We start from the raw sequence: 16,984 nt of genomic DNA, 5'->3' as shown, positions 1-16,984 counted from the left end.
CTGGTTCGACCAAAAAAGTCCAGACCTAATTTTGCGGGTAAAGGGCAGGGCTAGGCTGGCGGGCGTCACCGACCGGTGTCTTGCGGGCGGCATTGCCCGCTTGGCCCGGCGACGTCCAATCCACATAACGCGCGCCGCCCGTGTCGTCCGGCAGCGCCGCCAGGAACTTCATGTGCCGATCGCGCATGTCCTGGGCGTGTCGCAGCCGAGTGCCGGCCAATCCTGCCGGACAAGCGGCCGGCGGTTGAACGCTGGACCCCGCCGCGCAGTGGGCAGCAACTGCCCGACGGCGCGGCTGTGTGCTCAAGGAAAGCGGTTCAGTGAGCTTCGTGTGCCAGTTCCCACTTCTCGGGTGAACGCCAGAGCCGCGAGCGGAGCAGTTCCCGTTCGAAGATGAACTCCTTGGGCAGGCGGTCGAAGAACATGTCGAACTGCTCTTCGTGGGCATGTGCCTCGGCAGTCCCCGCCTTGCGGCCGACCGACATCAGGTTGTAGAAGGTGTCGCTCGGGTAGTTGAGTCCTTCCCACTCGATGTCCTCGTGCCGCGGCATCCAGCCCATCGGGCTTTCGATACCGAAACCCCGGCCATGCACCCGATCGACGATCCACTTCAAGACGCGCATGTTTTCACCGAAGCCGGGCCAGAGGAACTTGTTGTCCTCGCCCCTGCGGAACCAGTTCACGCGGAAGATGCGCGGTGGGTTGGGCACCTGGCGACCGACGTTCAGCCAATGACTGAAGTAGTCCGCCATGTTGTAGCCGCAGAACGGCAGCATCGCCATCGGGTCTCGACGCATCGCCGCCTGGCCGATCGCCGCCGCTGTCGCCTCGGAACCCATGGTCGCGGCGAGGTAAACGCCGTGGCTCCAGTTGAATGCCTGGAACACCAACGGCATGTCCTTGCTCATCCTGCCGCCAAAGATGAACGCACTGATCGGTACGCCCTCCGGATTCTCCCACTCGGTGTCGATGCTCGGGCACTGGCTGGCGGGCGCCGTGAAGCGTGCATTGGCATGCGCCGCGACGCGCCCGCAGCCCGGAGTCCAGTCCTCCCCTTTCCAGTCGATCGCATGGGGCGGCGGCGCACCGTCCATGCCTTCCCACCAGACGTCGCCGTCGTCGGTCAGCGCGGCGTTGGTGACGATGCAGTTCCTCTGTATCGTCAGCATGGCGTTGGGATTGGAACTCATGTTGGTGCCGGGAGCAACGCCGAAGAAACCGGCTTCGGGGTTGATCGCACGCAGCCTTCCGTCCGCAGCCTTCTTGATCCAGGCGATGTCATCGCCCACCGTGGTGACCTTCCAGCCGTCGAAGCCTTTGGGTGGAACAAGCATCGCCAGGTTGGTCTTGCCGCAGGCGCTCGGGAAGGCAGCGGCGAGGTAGGTCTTTTCACCCTGCGGTGATTCGAGACCCATGATCAGCATGTGTTCGGCAAGCCACCCCTCGTCGCGGGCCATCACGGAGGCAATGCGCAATGCCAGGCACTTCTTGCCAAGGAGTGCGTTGCCGCCATAACCCGATCCATAGGACCAGATTTCGTAGGTTTCGGGAAAATGCACGATGTACTTGCGGCTGATGTCCGCCTCGCACGGCCAGGGCACATCCTTCTCGCCTGGCGCCAGTGGTGCACCGACCGAGTGAACGCAGGGAATGAAAAAGCCATCGCTGCCCAGCACGTCGAGGACGGCGTGCCCCATCCGGGTCATGATTCCCATGTTCACGACGACGTAGGGGCTGTCTGTGATCTCGATGCCGATCTTGGCGATCGGCGAGCCCAGCGGACCCATGCTGAACGGAACCACGTACATCGTCCGTCCGCGCATGCAGCCGTCGAACAGGCCGTTCAGTGTGTCTCGCATTTCCGCCGGTGGGGCCCAGTTGTTGGTCGGGCCTGCGTCCTCCTTGTTGATGGAGCAAATGAAGGTGCGATCCTCTACTCTTCCAACGTCGGAAGGGTGCGAGCGGGCGAGATAGGAATTCGGCCGCTTTTCGGGGTTGAGGCGTATGAAGGTTCCGCCCTCGACCATGAGGTTGCACAAGCGGTCGTACTCGGCCTTCGAGCCATCACACCAGACGACCCGCTCCGGCTTGCACAGCGCGCTGACTTCCTCGACCCAGGCGATCAGTTTTGCGTTGTTGGTCGCAAGGTTGGTGGATTTCGTTTCGTTGCCCATGATTCTCCTCTGTTCGACGATCGTCGCAGTCAGCCTGCAAGATCCGTCGCGACCACGCCTCTGAGTTGGATCAGATACGGTAGCGGGCGACGGAATGAAAACCCTGTTGTCAAAGTAATGATACTATGCAAACCAAAAATCAGTCAAGCGATGATAAGCACGCATACCAGTACGCACGTTGTCAGCGGCGGTCCGGCTGCTTGATTGCTCCGCCGGGACGGGGCTCGACGCTGAGCCCTGCGGGACGAAACGTACGCAGGGTGTCGGAGAAACTGCGATAATCCACGGCGCTTCAGGGCGGGTCTGTGCCCGTGCCAGCTGGAGGCCGTCATGAAATCGTCGCGAGCAGGTGCCGACAGGGTGCGATGGAGCGAACCGCGCAGCCTGTCTCATGGATCGGCGAGGGCGAAGCCGGCTTCTCGCGCAAGGCGCTGCCTGCCGCCCTGGCAGCCCGGCTGTGCCGAGATGGCCGTCGGCGGGAGCGCGCGGGCTAAGCCGCAGATCGGTCGCACGAGCGTGTGATTCACAATCTTCGAGGCCGTATTCATGATCATCGATGACACCCAGCGGGGGGCCGGGTTTCTTCTTACGGAGTCCGCACGGCTGCTGCGCAAACTGATCGACCGCCGACTGCAACCACTGGGCCTGACGCGTGCGCAGTGGTCGATATTGGCGATCCTGTGCACACAGGAGGGGCTTTCCCAGTCGCAGATATCGGTCCGGCTCGAGATCGAGAAATCCACAGTCGGCCGCCTGATCGATCAGGTCGAGAAGAGCGGCTGGATCGAGCGGCGTCCGATCGCTGGCGACCGCCGCGTATGGGGTGTCCACCTGACCGAGCGGGCGCGGCAATTGCTGGCTCAGGTCGAGACAGTGATCATCCGCAGTCGCACGGAAATGCTGCAGGGGCTGTCGGAAGAACAACAGGGACAGCTGTGCGGGCTCCTGCAGGACATCAAGTCGAACCTGGCAGTTGCCCTTGAGCTCGATCGTTCGGAAGCCCAGCAGGGGCACGGAAGCGAAGACGCCGACGCCTGAATCGTGGCGGTCGGCATCGCGCACGGACCGGCTCAGACGTTGAACCAGATGATCGAGAGGGGGCCCCGGAATTTCGAACAGCAGGATAAGTGGTAGCCTTGCGCCATCGAATGGCTGCGGAAGCAGTCTCAACAGGAGCGAGAGCATGACGAGAAGGACGAGGCGGAACCACACGCCGGCATTCAAGGCGCAGGTGGCGCTGGCGGCGCTGAAGAGCGAGAAGACGCTGGCGGAGCTGGCGCAGCAGTACGACATCCACCCGAACCAGATCACGGACTGGAAGCGGCAACTGACGGAGCGTGCGGTTCAGGTTTTCGGTGACGCGAGCAATCCCGCGAGCGGTGATCCGGACTTGACGAAGCTGCACGCCAAGATTGGACAGCTGACGCTGGAGAACGATTTTTTAGAACATGCGCTCACCAAGGCGGGCTTGCTGAGCGCAAGACGATGATTGACCGCAAGCACAAGCTCCCCGTCACGCATCAATGCGCGCTCCTCGGGCTGGCGCGTTCGAGCGCGTACTACACACCGCGCGAAGCCTCGCCGGAGGATCTGGCTTTGATGCGTCGGATCGACGAGTTGCATCTCGAGCACCTGTTCGCCGGTGCATGCATGTTGCGCGATCTGCTGCGCCCCGAGGGATTCCAGGCCGGCCGCAGGCACATCGGCACCCTGATGTCGCGTATGGGGATCGAAGCCCTCTATCGGAAGCCCAACACCTCTCGCCGGCAGCGGGGGGATGAAATCCATCCGTATCTGCTGCGCGATCTCGCGGTCGAGCGGCCCAATCAGGTGTGGGCGGCGGACATCACCTATATTCCGATGCGCCGCGGTTTCCTCTACCTGTTCGCCGTGATCGACTGGTACTCGCGGCGGGTCCTTGCCTGGCGGCTCTCCAACACCCTGACGACCGACTTCTGTCTGGACGCGGTGCGGGAAGCGATCCACCGGCACGGTTGCCCGGAGATCTTCAACACCGATCAGGGTTGCCAGTTCACCAGCGGTGAATTCACGGGTCTGCTCAAGGCGCACGCCATCCGGATCAGCATGGACGGCAAGGGCTCCTGGCGGGACAACGTCTTTGTCGAGCGCCTGTGGAAGACAGTCAAGTACGAGGAGGTGTATCTCAAGGCCTATGACAGCGTCGCCGATGCAAGAGCCAACCTGGCCACGTACGTCCGCTTCTACAACGAGCGCCGACCGCACCAAGCCCTGGACGGCAAAACGCCGGACACCGCCTACTTCGCCGCCCTCGCGTCGGCCATCCGAGCCGCGGCGTAAGGCATGGGGAAGGGGCTCCGTGGATTGGTGGACGATGCGCTAGCGCGCACCGGGCCGCTTGCCGTGGAAAAGTCTGGCGACTTTCCCACCGCACGTCCCTTCGCCCACAAGCTCCACCGAGCTCTATTCGGTTCAGATAAAACCCCAGAAGGTCAAAACCAACCGCATCACCGGTCAACCGACCGGAACAGGCAGGGCTCCACTTATCGAAGAGTATTTGCTGTCCAAACAAGCGGGGCCACCTCTCCACCTGTGAGATCACCACACCAGAACAAGCTCAGGAATGCCTGCGGTGGTACTGCCTGCGCTGGCGCATCGAAGACTGGCATCGCGTATTGAAGAGCGGCTGCCGCATCGAGGCGCTGCAACACAAGACCGCTGAGCGACTCAAACGGGCCATCGCCATCAATCTGGTCATCGCTTGGCGCATCATGCTCATGACGCTCCTGGGCAGACAGTGCCCCGATCTTCCCGCCGAGGTCTTGTTCTCCGACGCCGAGATCGAAGTGCTGCAGGCCTACGCCAAAAAAAACGAATCCCCAAGCCCACTCGGCTCGGCGACGCCGTCCGTCTGGTAGCCCAACTCGGCGGATACATCGGCCGCGCCAAAGACCCGTATCCAGGGCATCAAATCATGTGGCACGGCTATTCGGTACTGCAATCCCTGCGCGAAGGGCTCTCGCTCCGACACTGGACTTCGGATGATCTGCAGACTTGCGGGTAAAGGGCAGGCCTAGCCAGTCAATGAAGTGGCCTGCCTGAAGCCGTTGCGTGGAAGATCGCCGGCCACAAGACCCTCCAGGATCCTGCAACGGGGAAGGCGAACTCCAACGGGACAACTCCAATGCCGACCACAATCTACCTGGTTCGCCACGGCGCCACCGAACTCACCGCCGAAGACCGGTTTGCCGGCTCCTCGGATGTGCCTCTCTCCGACGAAGGCCGCAGGCAGGTGGCTTGCCTCGCCGAGCGGCTGAAGCGGGAGAAGCTGGATGCGGCATACGCGAGTCCGCTGCAGCGTACCATGGACACGGCCCGCACCGTCGTACTGGCCCACGGTCTGAAGCCGATAGCCGAGCCCGGCCTGCGCGAGATCGACTACGGTCATTGGGAGGGCCTGCGTCGATCGGACGTGCTGTGCACCTTCCAGGCCGAGTACGGCGCCTGGCAGGATGATCCGTTCACCATCGCTCCCCTCGGCGGAGAGTCCGGCGTCAATGTACTCAATCGTGCCTTGCCCACGCTACGCGCCATCGTCGAGCGGCATCGGCACCGTACGGTCCTGCTGGTCTCCCACAAGGGAACCAACCGGCTCTTGATCAGCAGCCTGCTCGGCCTCGACCCACGAGCCTACCGCGACCGCCTCGAACAGAGCCCCGCAGCGCTGAGCATTCTCGAATTCACCAGTGAGGTACGCGCCCGGTTGTGCCTGTTCAACGACACCTCACATTACGCCGGAGGACGGGAAGTCAAACATGCTCGTTGACGAAGCTCATCGGTGTGATCCGCCCTCGCGTCGAAACCGACTGCGGTTCGCTCATGCCGATGGCCCGGCAGGATTCCACCCAGCCCCGTGAGCAGGACGCGAACCGCGATTCTCCCGGCGATCGGCGGCACCCACCGACTCGCAGTCATTCGCCACGATGAGGCGCCCGTCCGCGATCGGTCGGTCGCATTCTCGGGCGCCTCTGCGGATCAGTCGCCGAGATCGCCGAGCTTGATGGGCTTCGTCCGCGGCCCGGCGCTGCGCGGCAAGAGCAGCGACAGCAAGCCGGCGACGAGGACGAATGCCGACGACGCCCAGAGGCAGGCGATGAGGCCGCCACTTGGCCCGCTCTGCAGCCCCCACTGGTACAGGGCACCGGACATCACCGTGCCGGCGAGGCGACCGGCGGCATTCGCCATGTAGTAGAAACCGACGTTCATCGCCACCTTGTCGCTGTCGGTGTAGGCGAGGATCAAGTAGGAATGCACCGCCGAGTTGAGCGCAAAGACAGCGCCAAAGACGATCAGGCCGGCGACGACGACCAGTGCCGGCGCAATGCCGGCGGCCAGCGCCAGCGCAATCGCTGCCGGCAGCACGGCGAGAACGAAAGCGAGGATCGTCGCCGTCCGCCCATCTGGTTCGTGCTGCTCCTCGACACGGCTGCGCAGCAGGCCCGGCGTGCTGGCCTGGACGATGCCGTAGCCAATCACCCACACCGCCAGGAAGCCTCCGGACTGCCAGAAGGTCCAGCCGAGCACGCTGGACAGGAAGACCGGCAGGCCTACGACGAACCAGACGTCGCGCGCGCCGAACAGGAAGATGCGCGCCGCTGCCAGCTTGTTGACGGCACCGTTGCGCGAGAACATCTGGCCGAACCTGGCCTTCCTGTTCGCCTCGCCGAGGCCGCCGCGCATCAGCAGCGCGGCAGCGATCAGGGTCGTGGCGACGAGAGCGGCGAGAAGCTGCAGCGCCGTCTGAAAACCTAGCAGCGTCAGCAGCAGGCCGCCGAGGAAGAAACCCACGCCCTTGAGCGCGTTCTTCGAGCCGGTGAGGATCGACACCCAGCGGTACAGGGTCGCCGAAGCGTCCTCCGGGACGATCAGCTTGACGGCGCTCTTCGAACTCATCTTGGTCATGTCCTTGGCGATGCCGCTCAACGCCTGCGACACCATCACCCAGGCAACGACGAGCCACGCCTGTGGCGCGAAGGCGAGCATCGACAGCGCCGCGAGCTGCGTGCCGAGGCCGACGAACAGTGTCGTCTTGAGGCCGAAGCGCGCACCGATGTAACCACCGAAGAGGTTGGTCAGGATGCCGAAGACCTCGTAGAAGATGAACAGCGAAGCAACGGCGAACGGCGTGTAGCCGAGGCCGTAGAAGTAGAACAGCACCAGCATGCGCACGGCACCGTCGGTCACCGTGTCCGCCCAGTAGGCGCCGGTGACCAGGACGTAGTTGCGCACCCCGGCGCGCTCCCTGTCGCTCTTGCCCATCGCTGGGTCGCTCATATCGTCCATCTCCTCTGGCGCGCCGTAGCGGCGCGTTCGCCCGCGCGCGGGCTTCGTTGCCGCCACCGGGGCGGCTACTCCGATCGCCGGGGTGCGTCTACAGCGACGCAGCCACCTTCGCCGCCAGTTCGACATAGCGGTTGGCATAGCCCCACTCGTTGTCGTACCAGGCGTAGATCTTGACCAGCGTGCCGTTGATGACCAGGGTGTGCGCCGCATCGATGATCGACGATCGCGGGTCGGTGGCGTAGTCCATCGAGACCAGCGGCCGCTCCTCGTAACCGAGGATCCCTTTCAGCGTGCCCTGCGCCGCCGCCTTCAGCAAGCCATTGACCTCGTCGACGGTCGTCGGTCGCTGCATCTCGAAGACGCAGTCGGTGAGCGAGGCGTTGAGCAGCGGCACGCGGACCGCATGGCCGTCGAGCTTGCCCTTGAGTTCCGGGAAGATCAGCGCGATCGCCGTCGCCGAACCGGTCGTCGTCGGCACCAGCGACAGGCTGGAAGCGCGCGCCCGACGCAGGTCCTTGTGCATCTGGTCGTGTACGCTCTGCGTGTTGGTCGAACTGTGGATGGTGGTGATCATTCCGTGCGAGATGCCGATCGCCTCATGCACGACCTTGACCACCGGCGCGAGGCAGTTCGTCGTGCAGGAAGCGGCCGTGACGATGTGATCCTTCGACGGATCGTAGAGCCGATCGTTGATTCCCATGACGATGTTGAGAACATCGCCATCCTTGACCGGCGCAGCGACGATCACCTTCTTCACACCGGCCGCAAGGTAGGGCGAAAGCTGCTCGACCGTGCGCCACTTGCCGCTCGCCTCGAGGACGATATCGACGCCGGCCTCGCGCCACGGGTCGCTGGCGACATCCTTTGCCGTACTGTAGCCGATCGACCGGCCGTCGATCACCATGCGACCGTTGCTGACACCGACCTCGTGCTGCCAGCGGCGATGCACCGAGTCGAACTCGAGCAGGTGCGCGGCGGCTTCCACGGGCCCGTTCGCTTCGTTGATGTGCACGAACTCGAGCTGCGGATTGTTCCACGCGGCGCGCAGCGCCAGCCTGCCGATGCGACCGAAACCATTGATGCCGACCTTGACCGTCATTGCTCGTTCCTCCGATGGGTGGATGATGCTCCGCTGGACCCCAGGGAGCTGCCGAACCGACCGCCGCACGCGGCGTTCGCTCCAGTAACGTTTCTATATTGCTAGAATTCTGGAAACATGTAAAGCCTGATCTGCAATCGCTCCGAAGCCGACTGCGCGGTTGGTCTCGGCGCCGCGGAGCCGCTCGGCGCAGCCCGCCGTCGCGCCGCATTGCCTTTGCGGAGTGGCGAGTATTTCGGTATCGTTGGAACGATGAACAATACCGATGCCGTCACCACGCTGGCTGCTCTGGCCCAGGAAAGTCGCCTCGCCATCTTCCGCCTGCTGGTACACCATGCGCCGACCGGCCTGACCGTCGGCCTGATCGCCGAGCAGCTCGAACTGCCAGCGCCAACGCTCTCCTTTCACCTGAAGACGCTGGTCCACGCCGGCCTCGTGCACACCGTCCAGGAAGGCCGCTTCGTCCGTGCTCATGCCTGCATGGAGAGAATCGACGGGCTGGTCGGCTTCCTGACGGAGAACTGCTGCAACGGTCGCCCCGAAATCTGCCGACCACAGCTGCGGCCGGCGGTGGATCCGCCCGCTTGACGTCTGTCAGGGCTGGGAGAAGTCGTGCCAGCCCCGCGAGTGCGGGCCGTTGCTCCTGCCCACCACATGACGTGTGAGGGATGCGCGATTTCGACCGCCGGCAGCGGGCTGGGGCGGAGCGCCATTGAGCCGGCCTGCCTTTCTCGCGAAGGCAGATTCTATGTTTCCAGAAACTTAAAATTCTGCTAGTGTTCGTCCATCGATGACTTGATGGCCAGCAGGTGCCAGGACCGACATGAGCATTGCCTCCCCAGCCTGCGGCAACGGCGGCCAGGACGCCGAGCCGCGCAGGATGAACAGCGTCTTCGAGCGCTACCTGAGCCTCTGGGTGCTGCTCTGCATCGCCGGTGGCATCGCCCTCGGCAAGCTCGCCCCGGGCGTCGCCCAGGAACTCGATCGCATGTCGCTCGACGTCGCCGGCGCGCCGGTGGTTTCCATCCCGATCGCCGTCTGCCTGTTCTTCATGATGTACCCGATCATGGTCAAGATCGATTTCGCCTCGGTGATCCGGGCCGGCCGCAGCGGCCGGCCGGTGCTGCTGACGCTCTTCGTGAACTGGGCGGTGAAGCCCTTCACCATGTATGCCATCGCCTTCCTGTTCCTCGGCGTGCTGCTACGGACGCTGATCGGCGAGGATGCCGTCGATCTGGTGAAGATGCCCTTCGCGCTCGACCTGCCTGTCGGTGCTGCGCACGGAGCCGGCGTCGTCGTCCTGCACGAAGGCATCCGAATGCTCGAGGTGCCCCTATGGCGCAGCTATCTCGCCGGCTGCATCCTGCTCGGCATCGCTCCCTGCACGGCGATGGTCCTCGTCTGGGGTTATCTGGCACGCGGCAACGACGGGCTGACGCTGGTCATGGTGGCGATCAATTCGCTGACCATGCTGCTGCTCTACGGCGTTCTCGGCGGTTTTCTGCTCGGCGTCGGTCGCCTGCCGGTGCCTTGGCAGGCGCTGCTGCTGTCGATCGGCATCTACGTTGCGCTGCCACTGGTCGCTGGCTACCTGTCGCGCCGCTGGATCATCGGCCGCAAGGGCGAAGTCTGGTTCAAGGAACGCTTTCTGCAAGTCCTCACGCCGATCACCATTGTCGCCCTGCTGATCACGCTGGTGCTGCTGTTCTCGTTCAAGGGCGAGGTCATCCTTGCCAACCCACTGACCATCGTCTGGATAGCCGTCCCGCTGTTCCTGCAGACGGTGCTGATCTTCGCTCTCGGCTACGCCCTGGCGCTCTGGCTGCGTCTGCCCTACCGGGACGCCGCTCCGGCAGCGATGATCGGCGCATCCAACCACTTCGAAGTCGCGATCGCCACCGCCGTGATGCTCTTCGGCCTCTCCTCGGGCGCGGCGCTGGCGACCGTCGTCGGGGTCCTGATCGAGGTGCCTGTGATGCTGGCCCTGGTCGAGATCTGCCGGCGCACGGCGCACTGGTTTCCGTCGCCACCGGCCGGCGTCGCTGCCGCGGCCGGCGTGCAATGACGCATCGCCGCTCGCCGCCATCGATGCTGTCTGCCTGCCGCGCAGGCCCGGCAAACCGGGCCGCCCGCTGCAGGCGGGTTCTAGCCGAGGCAGAAGACGGCGAGCTTGTTGCCCTCCAGATCGCGGAAATAGCCGGCGTAGAAGCCGTCGCCGCGCGGACCGACGGCACCTTCATCCGTCCCGCCAAGAGCGAGCGCCCGCGCATGGACGCGCCCGACCTGCTCGCGTGACGTGGCGGCCAGCGCCACCATGACGCCATTGCCGACACTCGCCGGGCGCCCATCGAAGGGCGTCATGATGCACAGACTGGGTTTGTCCTCGGCCACGCCCCAGGCAATGCCGCGCGGAAACTCCCAGAGGCGCCGGGCGCCGACCTCCTTCAGCAACTCGTCATAGTAGGCCGCTGCCTTTGCCAGATCGTTGGTGCCCAGTGTCACGTAGCCAATCATGCCGCTTCTCCTTCAGGGTTCAGGAGGCGCCAGTCTATACTAAGAAGAGCCGTATCCCTCGATCGCGCCGACCGCATCAAGGAAGTCGCCTGAACCCGCCACATGAAGACCCCTTGCGTCGCAACCCGTGCCTGCTCCACTTTCGTCTGCCGGCTGACCGGACTGACCACGAGCGCCCTGGTCGTCGGCCTGTTGGCGTTTGCCGCCTTCTCCTCGCTGGGCACTGCCGCCACGTCGCCTGATTGGGTCGACACGGACCCTGCCGGCGAGCCGCGCGTTCACCTGTACTTCTTCTGGACCAGCACCTGCCCGCACTGCCAGGTCGCACGCCCGTTCGTCGAGGCGCTGCCGACGCGCCATCCGTGGTTGCTGCTGCACAGCCGCAATCTGTCGACCGATCGCGACGCGGCCGCGGCCTACGTCGCTCTGGCCGAGTCGCTGGGGAAGGAAGCGAGCAGCGTTCCAGCGTTCATCTTCTGCGGCCGGATGGAAGTCGGTTTCGATCGGCCCGAGACGACCGGTCGAGCGCTCGAGGAGGCCCTGCGGTCGTGCCGCGAGACCGGCGGCGAGCCGCCTGCGGCGGTCGTCCCGGCCGACGCCCGGGCAGCCGGGATCAGTCTCCCGCTGCTCGGCACAATCGCCCAGGACCAGATCTCGCTGCCCGTGTTCACCATCCTCATCGCCGGCCTCGATGCCTTCAATCCCTGTGCCTTCTTCGTCCTCCTGTTCCTGCTCTCGCTGCTCATCCACGCCGGCAGTCGTGCCCGCATGCTGTTCATCGGCAGCGTCTTCCTCTTCTTCTCCGGCCTCATCTACTTCCTGTTCATGGCGGCCTGGCTCAACATCTTCCGCTGGCTGGGCGAAGTCGCCCTGGTGACGACGGCCGCCGGAGTGCTCGCCATCGTCATGGCGCTGTTCAACATCAAGGACTACTTCTGGTTCAGGAGAGGACCGTCGCTGAGCATCCCCGAAACCGCCAAGCCCGGACTGTACGGGCGGGTGCGCGGGCTGCTGCAAGCCGAAAGCCTGACCGCACTGACACTCGGAACGATTGCCCTGGCCATCGTCGCCAACTCGTACGAACTCCTGTGCACCGCCGGCTTTCCGATGGTCTATGCGCGCCTGCTGACGCTGTCGGACCTGTCACCATGGCAGCACTACGCTTACCTCGGCTTCTACAACCTGGTCTACGTCAGCCCGCTGCTGCTCATCACCCTGGTCTTCACCCGCACCCTCGGCTCGCGCAAGCTCTCGGCCGCCGAAGGCCGCCTGCTGAAGCTGCTGTCCGGGATGATGATGCTGGGCCTGGGCGGACTGCTGGCCGCGGCACCGGCGGCGCTCAACGACCTTCGCGTCGCGCTGGCACTGGTCACCGGCGCGATCGGCGTTTCCTGGCTCGTCCATCGACTGTGGCCGCCGACGAACGATGCAGGTGGCTGAAGCGGGCCGGGGATGACACCCCGGAGTGCGCCTGCCGGAAGCGACCAGCGGCCAGCGCGCAGCGCTGCTGTCAGCCGGCGCGCCCGCCCTGCGTGCTTCCGCAGCATGGCCACCCGGGTTCGATGCGGTGGACTATTGCTCCGGCCGGCCCGGTCGACCGACAATGACGGCAGATGCCTGCCACCGAACCATGAACAGACTCCTTTCCCTCATGCTGCTGGCCCTCGCCGCCCCGGCAGCAAATGGTGGACCCTGGCGGGCGAGCGAGACGAATACCCGTGGCTGGCAACTGATGACGCCGGAAGAGCGCATCGAGCATCAGGCGAGGATTCGCGGCTTCAGAAGCTACGACGAGTGCCGCAGTTACCAGATCGAGCATCACCGGCTGATGGAGGAACGGGCCCGGCAGCGGGGACTCGAGCTGCCGCGCGGCCGGCGCGACGTCTGTGAGCACCTGCAGCAGGCCGCCGAGCCCGCTGCGCGTGCCGACTGATCGCCGCCGCCAGACATGCTGCGGCCCACCCGGCGTCGGTTGACCATCCCGCTGCTCCTGCTGGCGTCGACGGCAGGCCCGGTATGTTGGGCGCTGCCGGAGGATCTGCCGGCCCTGCGCAGTCTCGGCATCATCCTCGGCTGGGCTGGCTGCGGCATGCTCTTCGGCAGCCTGCTGCTGATGCTGCGCGAAACCTGGCTGGCGGACTGGCTTGGCGGCCTTGCCCGCATGTATCGCTGGCATCACCGCGCCGGCGTCATCGCCTACATCGTCCTGCTCGCGCATCCGCTGGCGCTCGCTGCCGCTTCGTTGCCGGAGTTCCCGGGCCTTGCCTGGCAGACGCTGTCGCCGTTCGCGAACGGCTGGGCAGTGCGGCTCGGTTGGCTGTCGCTGCTGCTGCTGATGTTCGGACTGGCCGCCACCTTCGCGACCCGCATTCCGTACCGAAGCTGGCGCTGGCTGCACACAACGCTCGGCATCGGCGTCGTCCTCGGTCTCGGCCACCTGCTGCAGCTCGGAATCGACGAACCGGTCATGCCGCTGCTGGCGCTGGCAGCGCTACTGCTTGGCTGGCGCTTCATCCGCGACGATGCAGGGCTCGCTGCGCGACCTTACGTCGTCCGCTCGGCGACGCCCATCGCCCAAGGCGTCGTCGAGATCAGCCTGCGACCACTCGCCCAACCGATCGCCGCCGACGCCGGGCAGTTCGTCCTCGTCGCCTTCCACAGCGGGGCGGGATTCCGTGGCTGCGGCCAGTTTCACCCGTTCACCATCAGCTCCATCGCCGTCGACGGCGAGATCCGGATTGGCGTCAAGGCCCTGGGCGACTGCACCCGACACCTGCAATCGATCGCAACCGGTGTTCCGGCGCGCGTGCATGGCGCCTTTGGCCGTTTCCTCGCCGGCCGGGCGATAACGCCGCAACTCTGGCTGGCCGGCGGCATCGGTGTCACGCCCTTCGTCGCCCTGTTGCGCGGCGGCCCGCTCAGCCAGCCGACCACCCTCATCTACCTCTATCGCAGCGAGGCCGACGCCGCTTACCTGCCCGAACTGCGGACGCTCGCTGCCGCCGATCGACTGCTGGCGCTGCACGCGCACGCCACCGGCGAGGAACCGCCGGACCTGGCATCGCTTTTGCCCGCCAGCCACGACCTCGCCAACTGCGAGTGCCATGTCTGCGGCCCGCCGGCTATGGTCGCAGCCGTCCGCAAGGCTCTGTGCCAGCGCGGCATCACCACCCGCCACATCCACTTCGAAAACTTCGATTTTCGCTGATGCGCCGACTCTACGTCTACGCCACTGGCGTCTTCTGGCTGCTCGTCACCGCCGGGGCGATCGTTGGCCACTGGGCGCCAGGGACACCGGGCCACGCGCCTGCCACCGAGCGGCTGATAACGCTCGCGGAACTCACCAGGCACGCACGTCCCGACGACTGCTGGATGGCCATCCGCGGTGCCGTCCATGACGTCGGCGCCTATCTGCCTGAGCATCCATCGCAACCGAGCGTGGTGGTGCCATGGTGTGGCAGGAACGCGACGGAAGCGTACGAAACCAAGGGTCGGGGACGCCCGCATTCGCCGCAGGCGGATGAACTCCTCACCAGGTACCGCATCGGTCGCCTCGCCGGAGAGCAGCCGTGAGCAGCGTCACGACAGCCGCAGCAGCGCCTGTGGCGAGGCGGCGGGAGTCCGCCAGCGCCGCCGGTGGATGGCACCCGGGTGCCCCTGCGGCGATTTCCCCTGCACACCTGCCGCCGGCAGCAGCCAGAGCGTGGCTCGCGGCATGAATCCGGCGGCCGTTTCGGTGGTCATGCCGTCCCTCAATCAGGCGGCCTTCATCGAGGCGGCCGCGCGCAGCGTACTGCAGCAGGACTACCCGGCGCTCGAACTGGTGGTGGCCGACGGCGGCTCGACCGACGACACGCACTCGACATTGGAACGTCTGTCGCACGAGTTCGGCGACCGCCTGCGTTGGCATGCTGCGCCCGACTCCGGGCCGGCGAACGCAGTCAACAAGGCGCTGGCGCTGGCCCGCGGCGACATCGTCGGTTGGCTGAATGCGGATGACCTCTACAAGCCCGGTGCGATCGCAGCGGCCGTTGCGTCGTTGCAGGCAGATCCGTCGCTGATGATGGTGTTCGGCGAAGCCGAACACATCGACGAGTGCGACCGCATCATCGATCGCTATCCAACCCTGCCGGCAACGACGCCGGTGGCGAACTTCCAGAACGGCTGCTTCATCTGCCAGCCCACCGTCTTTCTGCGGCGACGTGTCCTCGACGAGGTCGGCGGGCTCGATGAGACGCTCTCGACCGCCTTCGACTTCGACCTCTGGTTGCGCATCTTTCTCGCCTTCCCCCGTCGCATCGCCCACCTGCCCCGGGTGCAGGCACAGTCCCGCCTGCACTCAGGGTGCATCACGCGACGCATGCGCCGGACGATCGCAGCCGAGTGCGTGCGCGTCCTCGCCCGTCACCTCGGCACAGCGAATCCGCACTGGCTGCTGACCTACGTCGAGGAACAGTGCAACTCCTATCCGCATGGAGATTCTCCCGCCGACCTCCAGCAGGATGTCGCGTCGCTGGCCACGGAACTGGCCGGATGCTTTTCTGCGGACGGTCGCGAGCTGCTTCGACATCGGCTCGCGACGGATGCGCGCTTGCGCCTCGCCCTGCCGGCAGCCTTCGCCGCCGTGACGGCGGATGGCTGGGCAACGGCGACGCTGCGCATCAGACTGCGGCAGGCCGCCGTCATTCCCGGCCGACGCAGCAGCGGGGCGCGAAAGCCCGTTGTCGCCGCGGCGAGCCTTGGGGGTCGCGCTGTCGCGGTTCTCGTCCGCCTCTGCAGCCGGCTGCGTCGCTGGCTACCCGGCGACCGCCGTTCGTACCTGCAACTCGCCTGCGTGCACGCAGCGCCACTCGCCTCGCCGCTGTCACTCTCGATCCGCAGCGGGCAACGGGCCGCCGATTGCTGCGTCATCACCCGATACGGCCGTTTTTCGCTCTTCCTGCCACTCTCCGCTGCCGCCGGCCCGCAAGCGGAAATCGAAATCATCCCGAACCAGGTCTTCGTCCCCGGACTCGTCGATCAGCGATCGTCCGACTTGCGCGAGCTGTCCTTTCGCGTCGAAGACATGACAATCATCTGAGCCCCGGCGACGGCGACGCAGGAGATCCCTGCATGAAAGAGGGGTCTATGTCGTTTCGTGTGGAAACGGCGTAGGTGGAGGGGCATTGAGGGTACGACGATGTCAAGGGCGGACGAAGTCCGGGCGAAGCCGAACCCTTGACATCGTCGTACCCTCGCCAACGCTTCCGCAAGGCCGATGGTGGCAGACAGCCGCCATCGGCCTGGAGGACAATGGCGGCCTTTCGCTTGTGTCGGGATAGGTGATGATCGAGATGCTCTTCACCCAGGCGCTGGGCCTGGTTGCTCCGTGGCAGGTCAAGCAGGTCGACTTCAACCGGGAGGCCGGCCGGATTGACTTTCAAGTGACGTTTGGCGGCAGCCGGCACGTCTGCCCGGCCTGTGGAGCGGCGGCGCAACCTTTCCATGATCGACTGGCGCGCTCCTGGCGACATCTCGACTTCTTCCAGTACGAGGCGTACCTGCACGCCGAAGTGCCGCGAGTGGCGTGCTCGGGCTGCGGGAAGGTGACGCAGATTCCCGTGCCGTGGGCACGTGAGGGGAGTCGCTTCACGCTCCTGTTCGAAGCCTTGACGCTGATGCTGGCACCGACCATGTCGGTGCTTGCGGCTGGCCGCCTGGTTCGTGTACCGCCCCGTCGACTGTGGCGGGTCATTGAGCACCATGTCGGCAAGGCCCGTGCCAGAGAGTCGCATGCCGAGGTGCGCGCGGTCGGAATCGATGAGACGGCTTGCCGGCGGGGCCCCTTGGCGCTCACCAGAATTGACCCGTTTCTGCTCACCAAAGCTGACCCACA

Annotated in this window: 17 protein-coding genes and 1 pseudogene; 13 read left to right on the top strand and 5 right to left on the bottom strand. The window is 65.3% G+C overall.

The features are described 5' to 3' along the window. Nucleotides 1–317: 317 nt before the first annotated feature. Nucleotides 318–2,174, bottom strand: a complete 1,857-nt coding sequence (locus NFW30_RS11580) for a phosphoenolpyruvate carboxykinase (GTP) (protein WP_295372149.1) — start codon at nucleotides 2,172–2,174, stop codon at nucleotides 318–320. A 546-nt stretch (nucleotides 2,175–2,720) separates the two neighbouring features. Between NFW30_RS11580 and NFW30_RS11575 the strand changes: the two genes are divergently transcribed. From NFW30_RS11575 to NFW30_RS11560, 5 genes and pseudogenes are all read left to right on the top strand, one after another. After that, complete coding sequence (locus NFW30_RS11575; RefSeq protein WP_295372147.1) at nucleotides 2,721–3,212, top strand: MarR family transcriptional regulator; 492 nt, start codon at nucleotides 2,721–2,723, stop codon at nucleotides 3,210–3,212. Between the two features lie 145 nt (nucleotides 3,213–3,357). Then, nucleotides 3,358–4,493, top strand: a protein-coding gene (locus NFW30_RS11570; RefSeq protein WP_295372144.1) for an IS3 family transposase whose coding sequence is annotated in 2 segments (ribosomal slippage) — nucleotides 3,358–3,610 and nucleotides 3,610–4,493 — 1,137 coding nt in all. Because the reading frame shifts where the segments join, the coding sequence is not laid out codon by codon here. A 215-nt stretch (nucleotides 4,494–4,708) separates the two neighbouring features. After that, nucleotides 4,709–4,852: pseudogene (locus tag NFW30_RS20080) on the top strand (IS4 family transposase); the annotation flags it as partial. A 98-nt stretch (nucleotides 4,853–4,950) separates the two neighbouring features. After that, the gene (locus tag NFW30_RS20075; RefSeq protein WP_363322102.1) at nucleotides 4,951–5,217 is read left to right on the top strand and encodes an IS4 family transposase; all 267 of its coding nucleotides are present in this window, start codon (nucleotides 4,951–4,953) and stop codon (nucleotides 5,215–5,217) included. A 120-nt stretch (nucleotides 5,218–5,337) separates the two neighbouring features. Next, a complete protein-coding gene (locus tag NFW30_RS11560; RefSeq protein WP_295372139.1) occupies nucleotides 5,338–5,979 on the top strand; it encodes a histidine phosphatase family protein in 642 nt (213 codons plus the stop codon). A gap of 209 nt (nucleotides 5,980–6,188) precedes the next feature. On the opposite strand, the gene arsJ is transcribed toward NFW30_RS11560, so the two are convergent. Together arsJ and NFW30_RS11550 are read right to left on the bottom strand one after the other, a co-directional pair. After that, nucleotides 6,189–7,487 carry an organoarsenical effux MFS transporter ArsJ gene (gene arsJ, locus NFW30_RS11555; RefSeq protein ID WP_295372136.1) on the bottom strand — a complete coding sequence of 433 codons (1,299 nt, stop codon included), beginning with the start codon at nucleotides 7,485–7,487 and terminating at the stop codon, nucleotides 6,189–6,191. A gap of 97 nt (nucleotides 7,488–7,584) precedes the next feature. Next, nucleotides 7,585–8,595 (bottom strand): ArsJ-associated glyceraldehyde-3-phosphate dehydrogenase, encoded by a 1,011-nt coding sequence (locus NFW30_RS11550; RefSeq protein ID WP_295372133.1) that lies wholly within the window; start codon nucleotides 8,593–8,595, stop codon nucleotides 7,585–7,587. Nucleotides 8,596–8,847: 252 nt separating this feature from the next. Between NFW30_RS11550 and NFW30_RS11545 the strand changes: the two genes are divergently transcribed. Beyond that, a complete protein-coding gene (locus tag NFW30_RS11545) occupies nucleotides 8,848–9,183 on the top strand; it encodes a metalloregulator ArsR/SmtB family transcription factor (protein WP_295372130.1) in 336 nt (111 codons plus the stop codon). A gap of 235 nt (nucleotides 9,184–9,418) precedes the next feature. After that, nucleotides 9,419–10,660: an ACR3 family arsenite efflux transporter gene (gene arsB, locus NFW30_RS11540; protein WP_295372127.1), complete on the top strand. Its 1,242-nt coding sequence runs from the start codon at nucleotides 9,419–9,421 to the stop codon at nucleotides 10,658–10,660. Between the two features lie 80 nt (nucleotides 10,661–10,740). On the opposite strand, the gene NFW30_RS11535 is transcribed toward arsB, so the two are convergent. Further along, nucleotides 10,741–11,109 carry a VOC family protein gene (locus NFW30_RS11535; RefSeq protein WP_295372124.1) on the bottom strand — a complete coding sequence of 123 codons (369 nt, stop codon included), beginning with the start codon at nucleotides 11,107–11,109 and terminating at the stop codon, nucleotides 10,741–10,743. Nucleotides 11,110–11,211: 102 nt separating this feature from the next. Here NFW30_RS11535 and NFW30_RS11530 point away from each other — a divergent pair, with 102 nt between their 5' ends. The 4 genes from NFW30_RS11530 to NFW30_RS11515 all read left to right on the top strand — a co-directional run bounded on the left by NFW30_RS11530 (nucleotide 11,212) and on the right by NFW30_RS11515 (nucleotide 14,682). Then, nucleotides 11,212–12,549, top strand: a complete 1,338-nt coding sequence (locus NFW30_RS11530; protein WP_295372122.1) for a hypothetical protein — start codon at nucleotides 11,212–11,214, stop codon at nucleotides 12,547–12,549. A gap of 190 nt (nucleotides 12,550–12,739) precedes the next feature. After that, on the top strand, nucleotides 12,740–13,042 hold the full coding sequence (locus NFW30_RS11525) for a hypothetical protein (RefSeq protein WP_295372119.1): 303 nt from the start codon (nucleotides 12,740–12,742) through the stop codon (nucleotides 13,040–13,042). A 39-nt stretch (nucleotides 13,043–13,081) separates the two neighbouring features. Further along, a complete protein-coding gene (locus NFW30_RS11520) occupies nucleotides 13,082–14,317 on the top strand; it encodes a ferric reductase-like transmembrane domain-containing protein (protein ID WP_363322101.1) in 1,236 nt (411 codons plus the stop codon). Then, nucleotides 14,317–14,682 carry a cytochrome b5 domain-containing protein gene (locus NFW30_RS11515; RefSeq protein WP_363322100.1) on the top strand — a complete coding sequence of 122 codons (366 nt, stop codon included), beginning with the start codon at nucleotides 14,317–14,319 and terminating at the stop codon, nucleotides 14,680–14,682. Before NFW30_RS11520 ends, NFW30_RS11515 begins: the two co-directional genes overlap by 1 nt. Nucleotides 14,683–14,688: 6 nt before the next feature. Here NFW30_RS11515 and NFW30_RS11510 read toward each other — a convergent pair whose 3' ends face one another. Next, nucleotides 14,689–14,853: a hypothetical protein gene (locus NFW30_RS11510; RefSeq protein ID WP_295372112.1), complete on the bottom strand. Its 165-nt coding sequence runs from the start codon at nucleotides 14,851–14,853 to the stop codon at nucleotides 14,689–14,691. Here NFW30_RS11510 and NFW30_RS11505 point away from each other — a divergent pair. Further along, a complete protein-coding gene (locus tag NFW30_RS11505) occupies nucleotides 14,852–16,189 on the top strand; it encodes a glycosyltransferase family 2 protein (RefSeq protein WP_295372109.1) in 1,338 nt (445 codons plus the stop codon). The genes NFW30_RS11510 and NFW30_RS11505 overlap by 2 nt on opposite strands. 244 nt (nucleotides 16,190–16,433) lie before the next feature. Continuing rightward, the coding region (locus tag NFW30_RS11500; protein WP_295372106.1) for a transposase family protein at nucleotides 16,434–16,984 on the top strand (551 nt) is incomplete at its 3' end.

Source organism: Accumulibacter sp., from assembly GCF_023806635.1.
Classification (GTDB): domain Bacteria; phylum Pseudomonadota; class Gammaproteobacteria; order Burkholderiales; family Rhodocyclaceae; genus Accumulibacter.
This window is presented reverse-complemented; position numbering and strand designations above follow the sequence as displayed.

Bases quoted from the DNA above. Each gene is read 5' to 3' on its own strand.
- NFW30_RS11530 (WP_295372122.1), top strand. From the start codon at position 11,212: ATGAAGACCCCTTGCGTCGCAACCCGTGCCTGCTCCACTTTCGTCTGC.
- NFW30_RS11515 (WP_363322100.1), top strand. From the start codon at position 14,317: ATGCGCCGACTCTACGTCTACGCCACTGGCGTCTTCTGGCTGCTCGTC.
- NFW30_RS11505 (WP_295372109.1), top strand. From the start codon at position 14,852: ATGCCGTCCCTCAATCAGGCGGCCTTCATCGAGGCGGCCGCGCGCAGC.
- NFW30_RS11545 (WP_295372130.1), top strand. From the start codon at position 8,848: ATGAACAATACCGATGCCGTCACCACGCTGGCTGCTCTGGCCCAGGAA.
- NFW30_RS11580 (WP_295372149.1), bottom strand. From the start codon at position 2,174: ATGGGCAACGAAACGAAATCCACCAACCTTGCGACCAACAACGCAAAA.
- NFW30_RS11550 (WP_295372133.1), bottom strand. From the start codon at position 8,595: ATGACGGTCAAGGTCGGCATCAATGGTTTCGGTCGCATCGGCAGGCTG.
- NFW30_RS11575 (WP_295372147.1), top strand. From the start codon at position 2,721: ATGATCATCGATGACACCCAGCGGGGGGCCGGGTTTCTTCTTACGGAG.
- NFW30_RS11510 (WP_295372112.1), bottom strand. From the start codon at position 14,853: ATGACCACCGAAACGGCCGCCGGATTCATGCCGCGAGCCACGCTCTGG.
- arsJ (WP_295372136.1), bottom strand. From the start codon at position 7,487: ATGAGCGACCCAGCGATGGGCAAGAGCGACAGGGAGCGCGCCGGGGTG.
- arsB (WP_295372127.1), top strand. From the start codon at position 9,419: ATGAGCATTGCCTCCCCAGCCTGCGGCAACGGCGGCCAGGACGCCGAG.
- NFW30_RS11535 (WP_295372124.1), bottom strand. From the start codon at position 11,109: ATGATTGGCTACGTGACACTGGGCACCAACGATCTGGCAAAGGCAGCG.
- NFW30_RS11560 (WP_295372139.1), top strand. From the start codon at position 5,338: ATGCCGACCACAATCTACCTGGTTCGCCACGGCGCCACCGAACTCACC.
- NFW30_RS11525 (WP_295372119.1), top strand. From the start codon at position 12,740: ATGAACAGACTCCTTTCCCTCATGCTGCTGGCCCTCGCCGCCCCGGCA.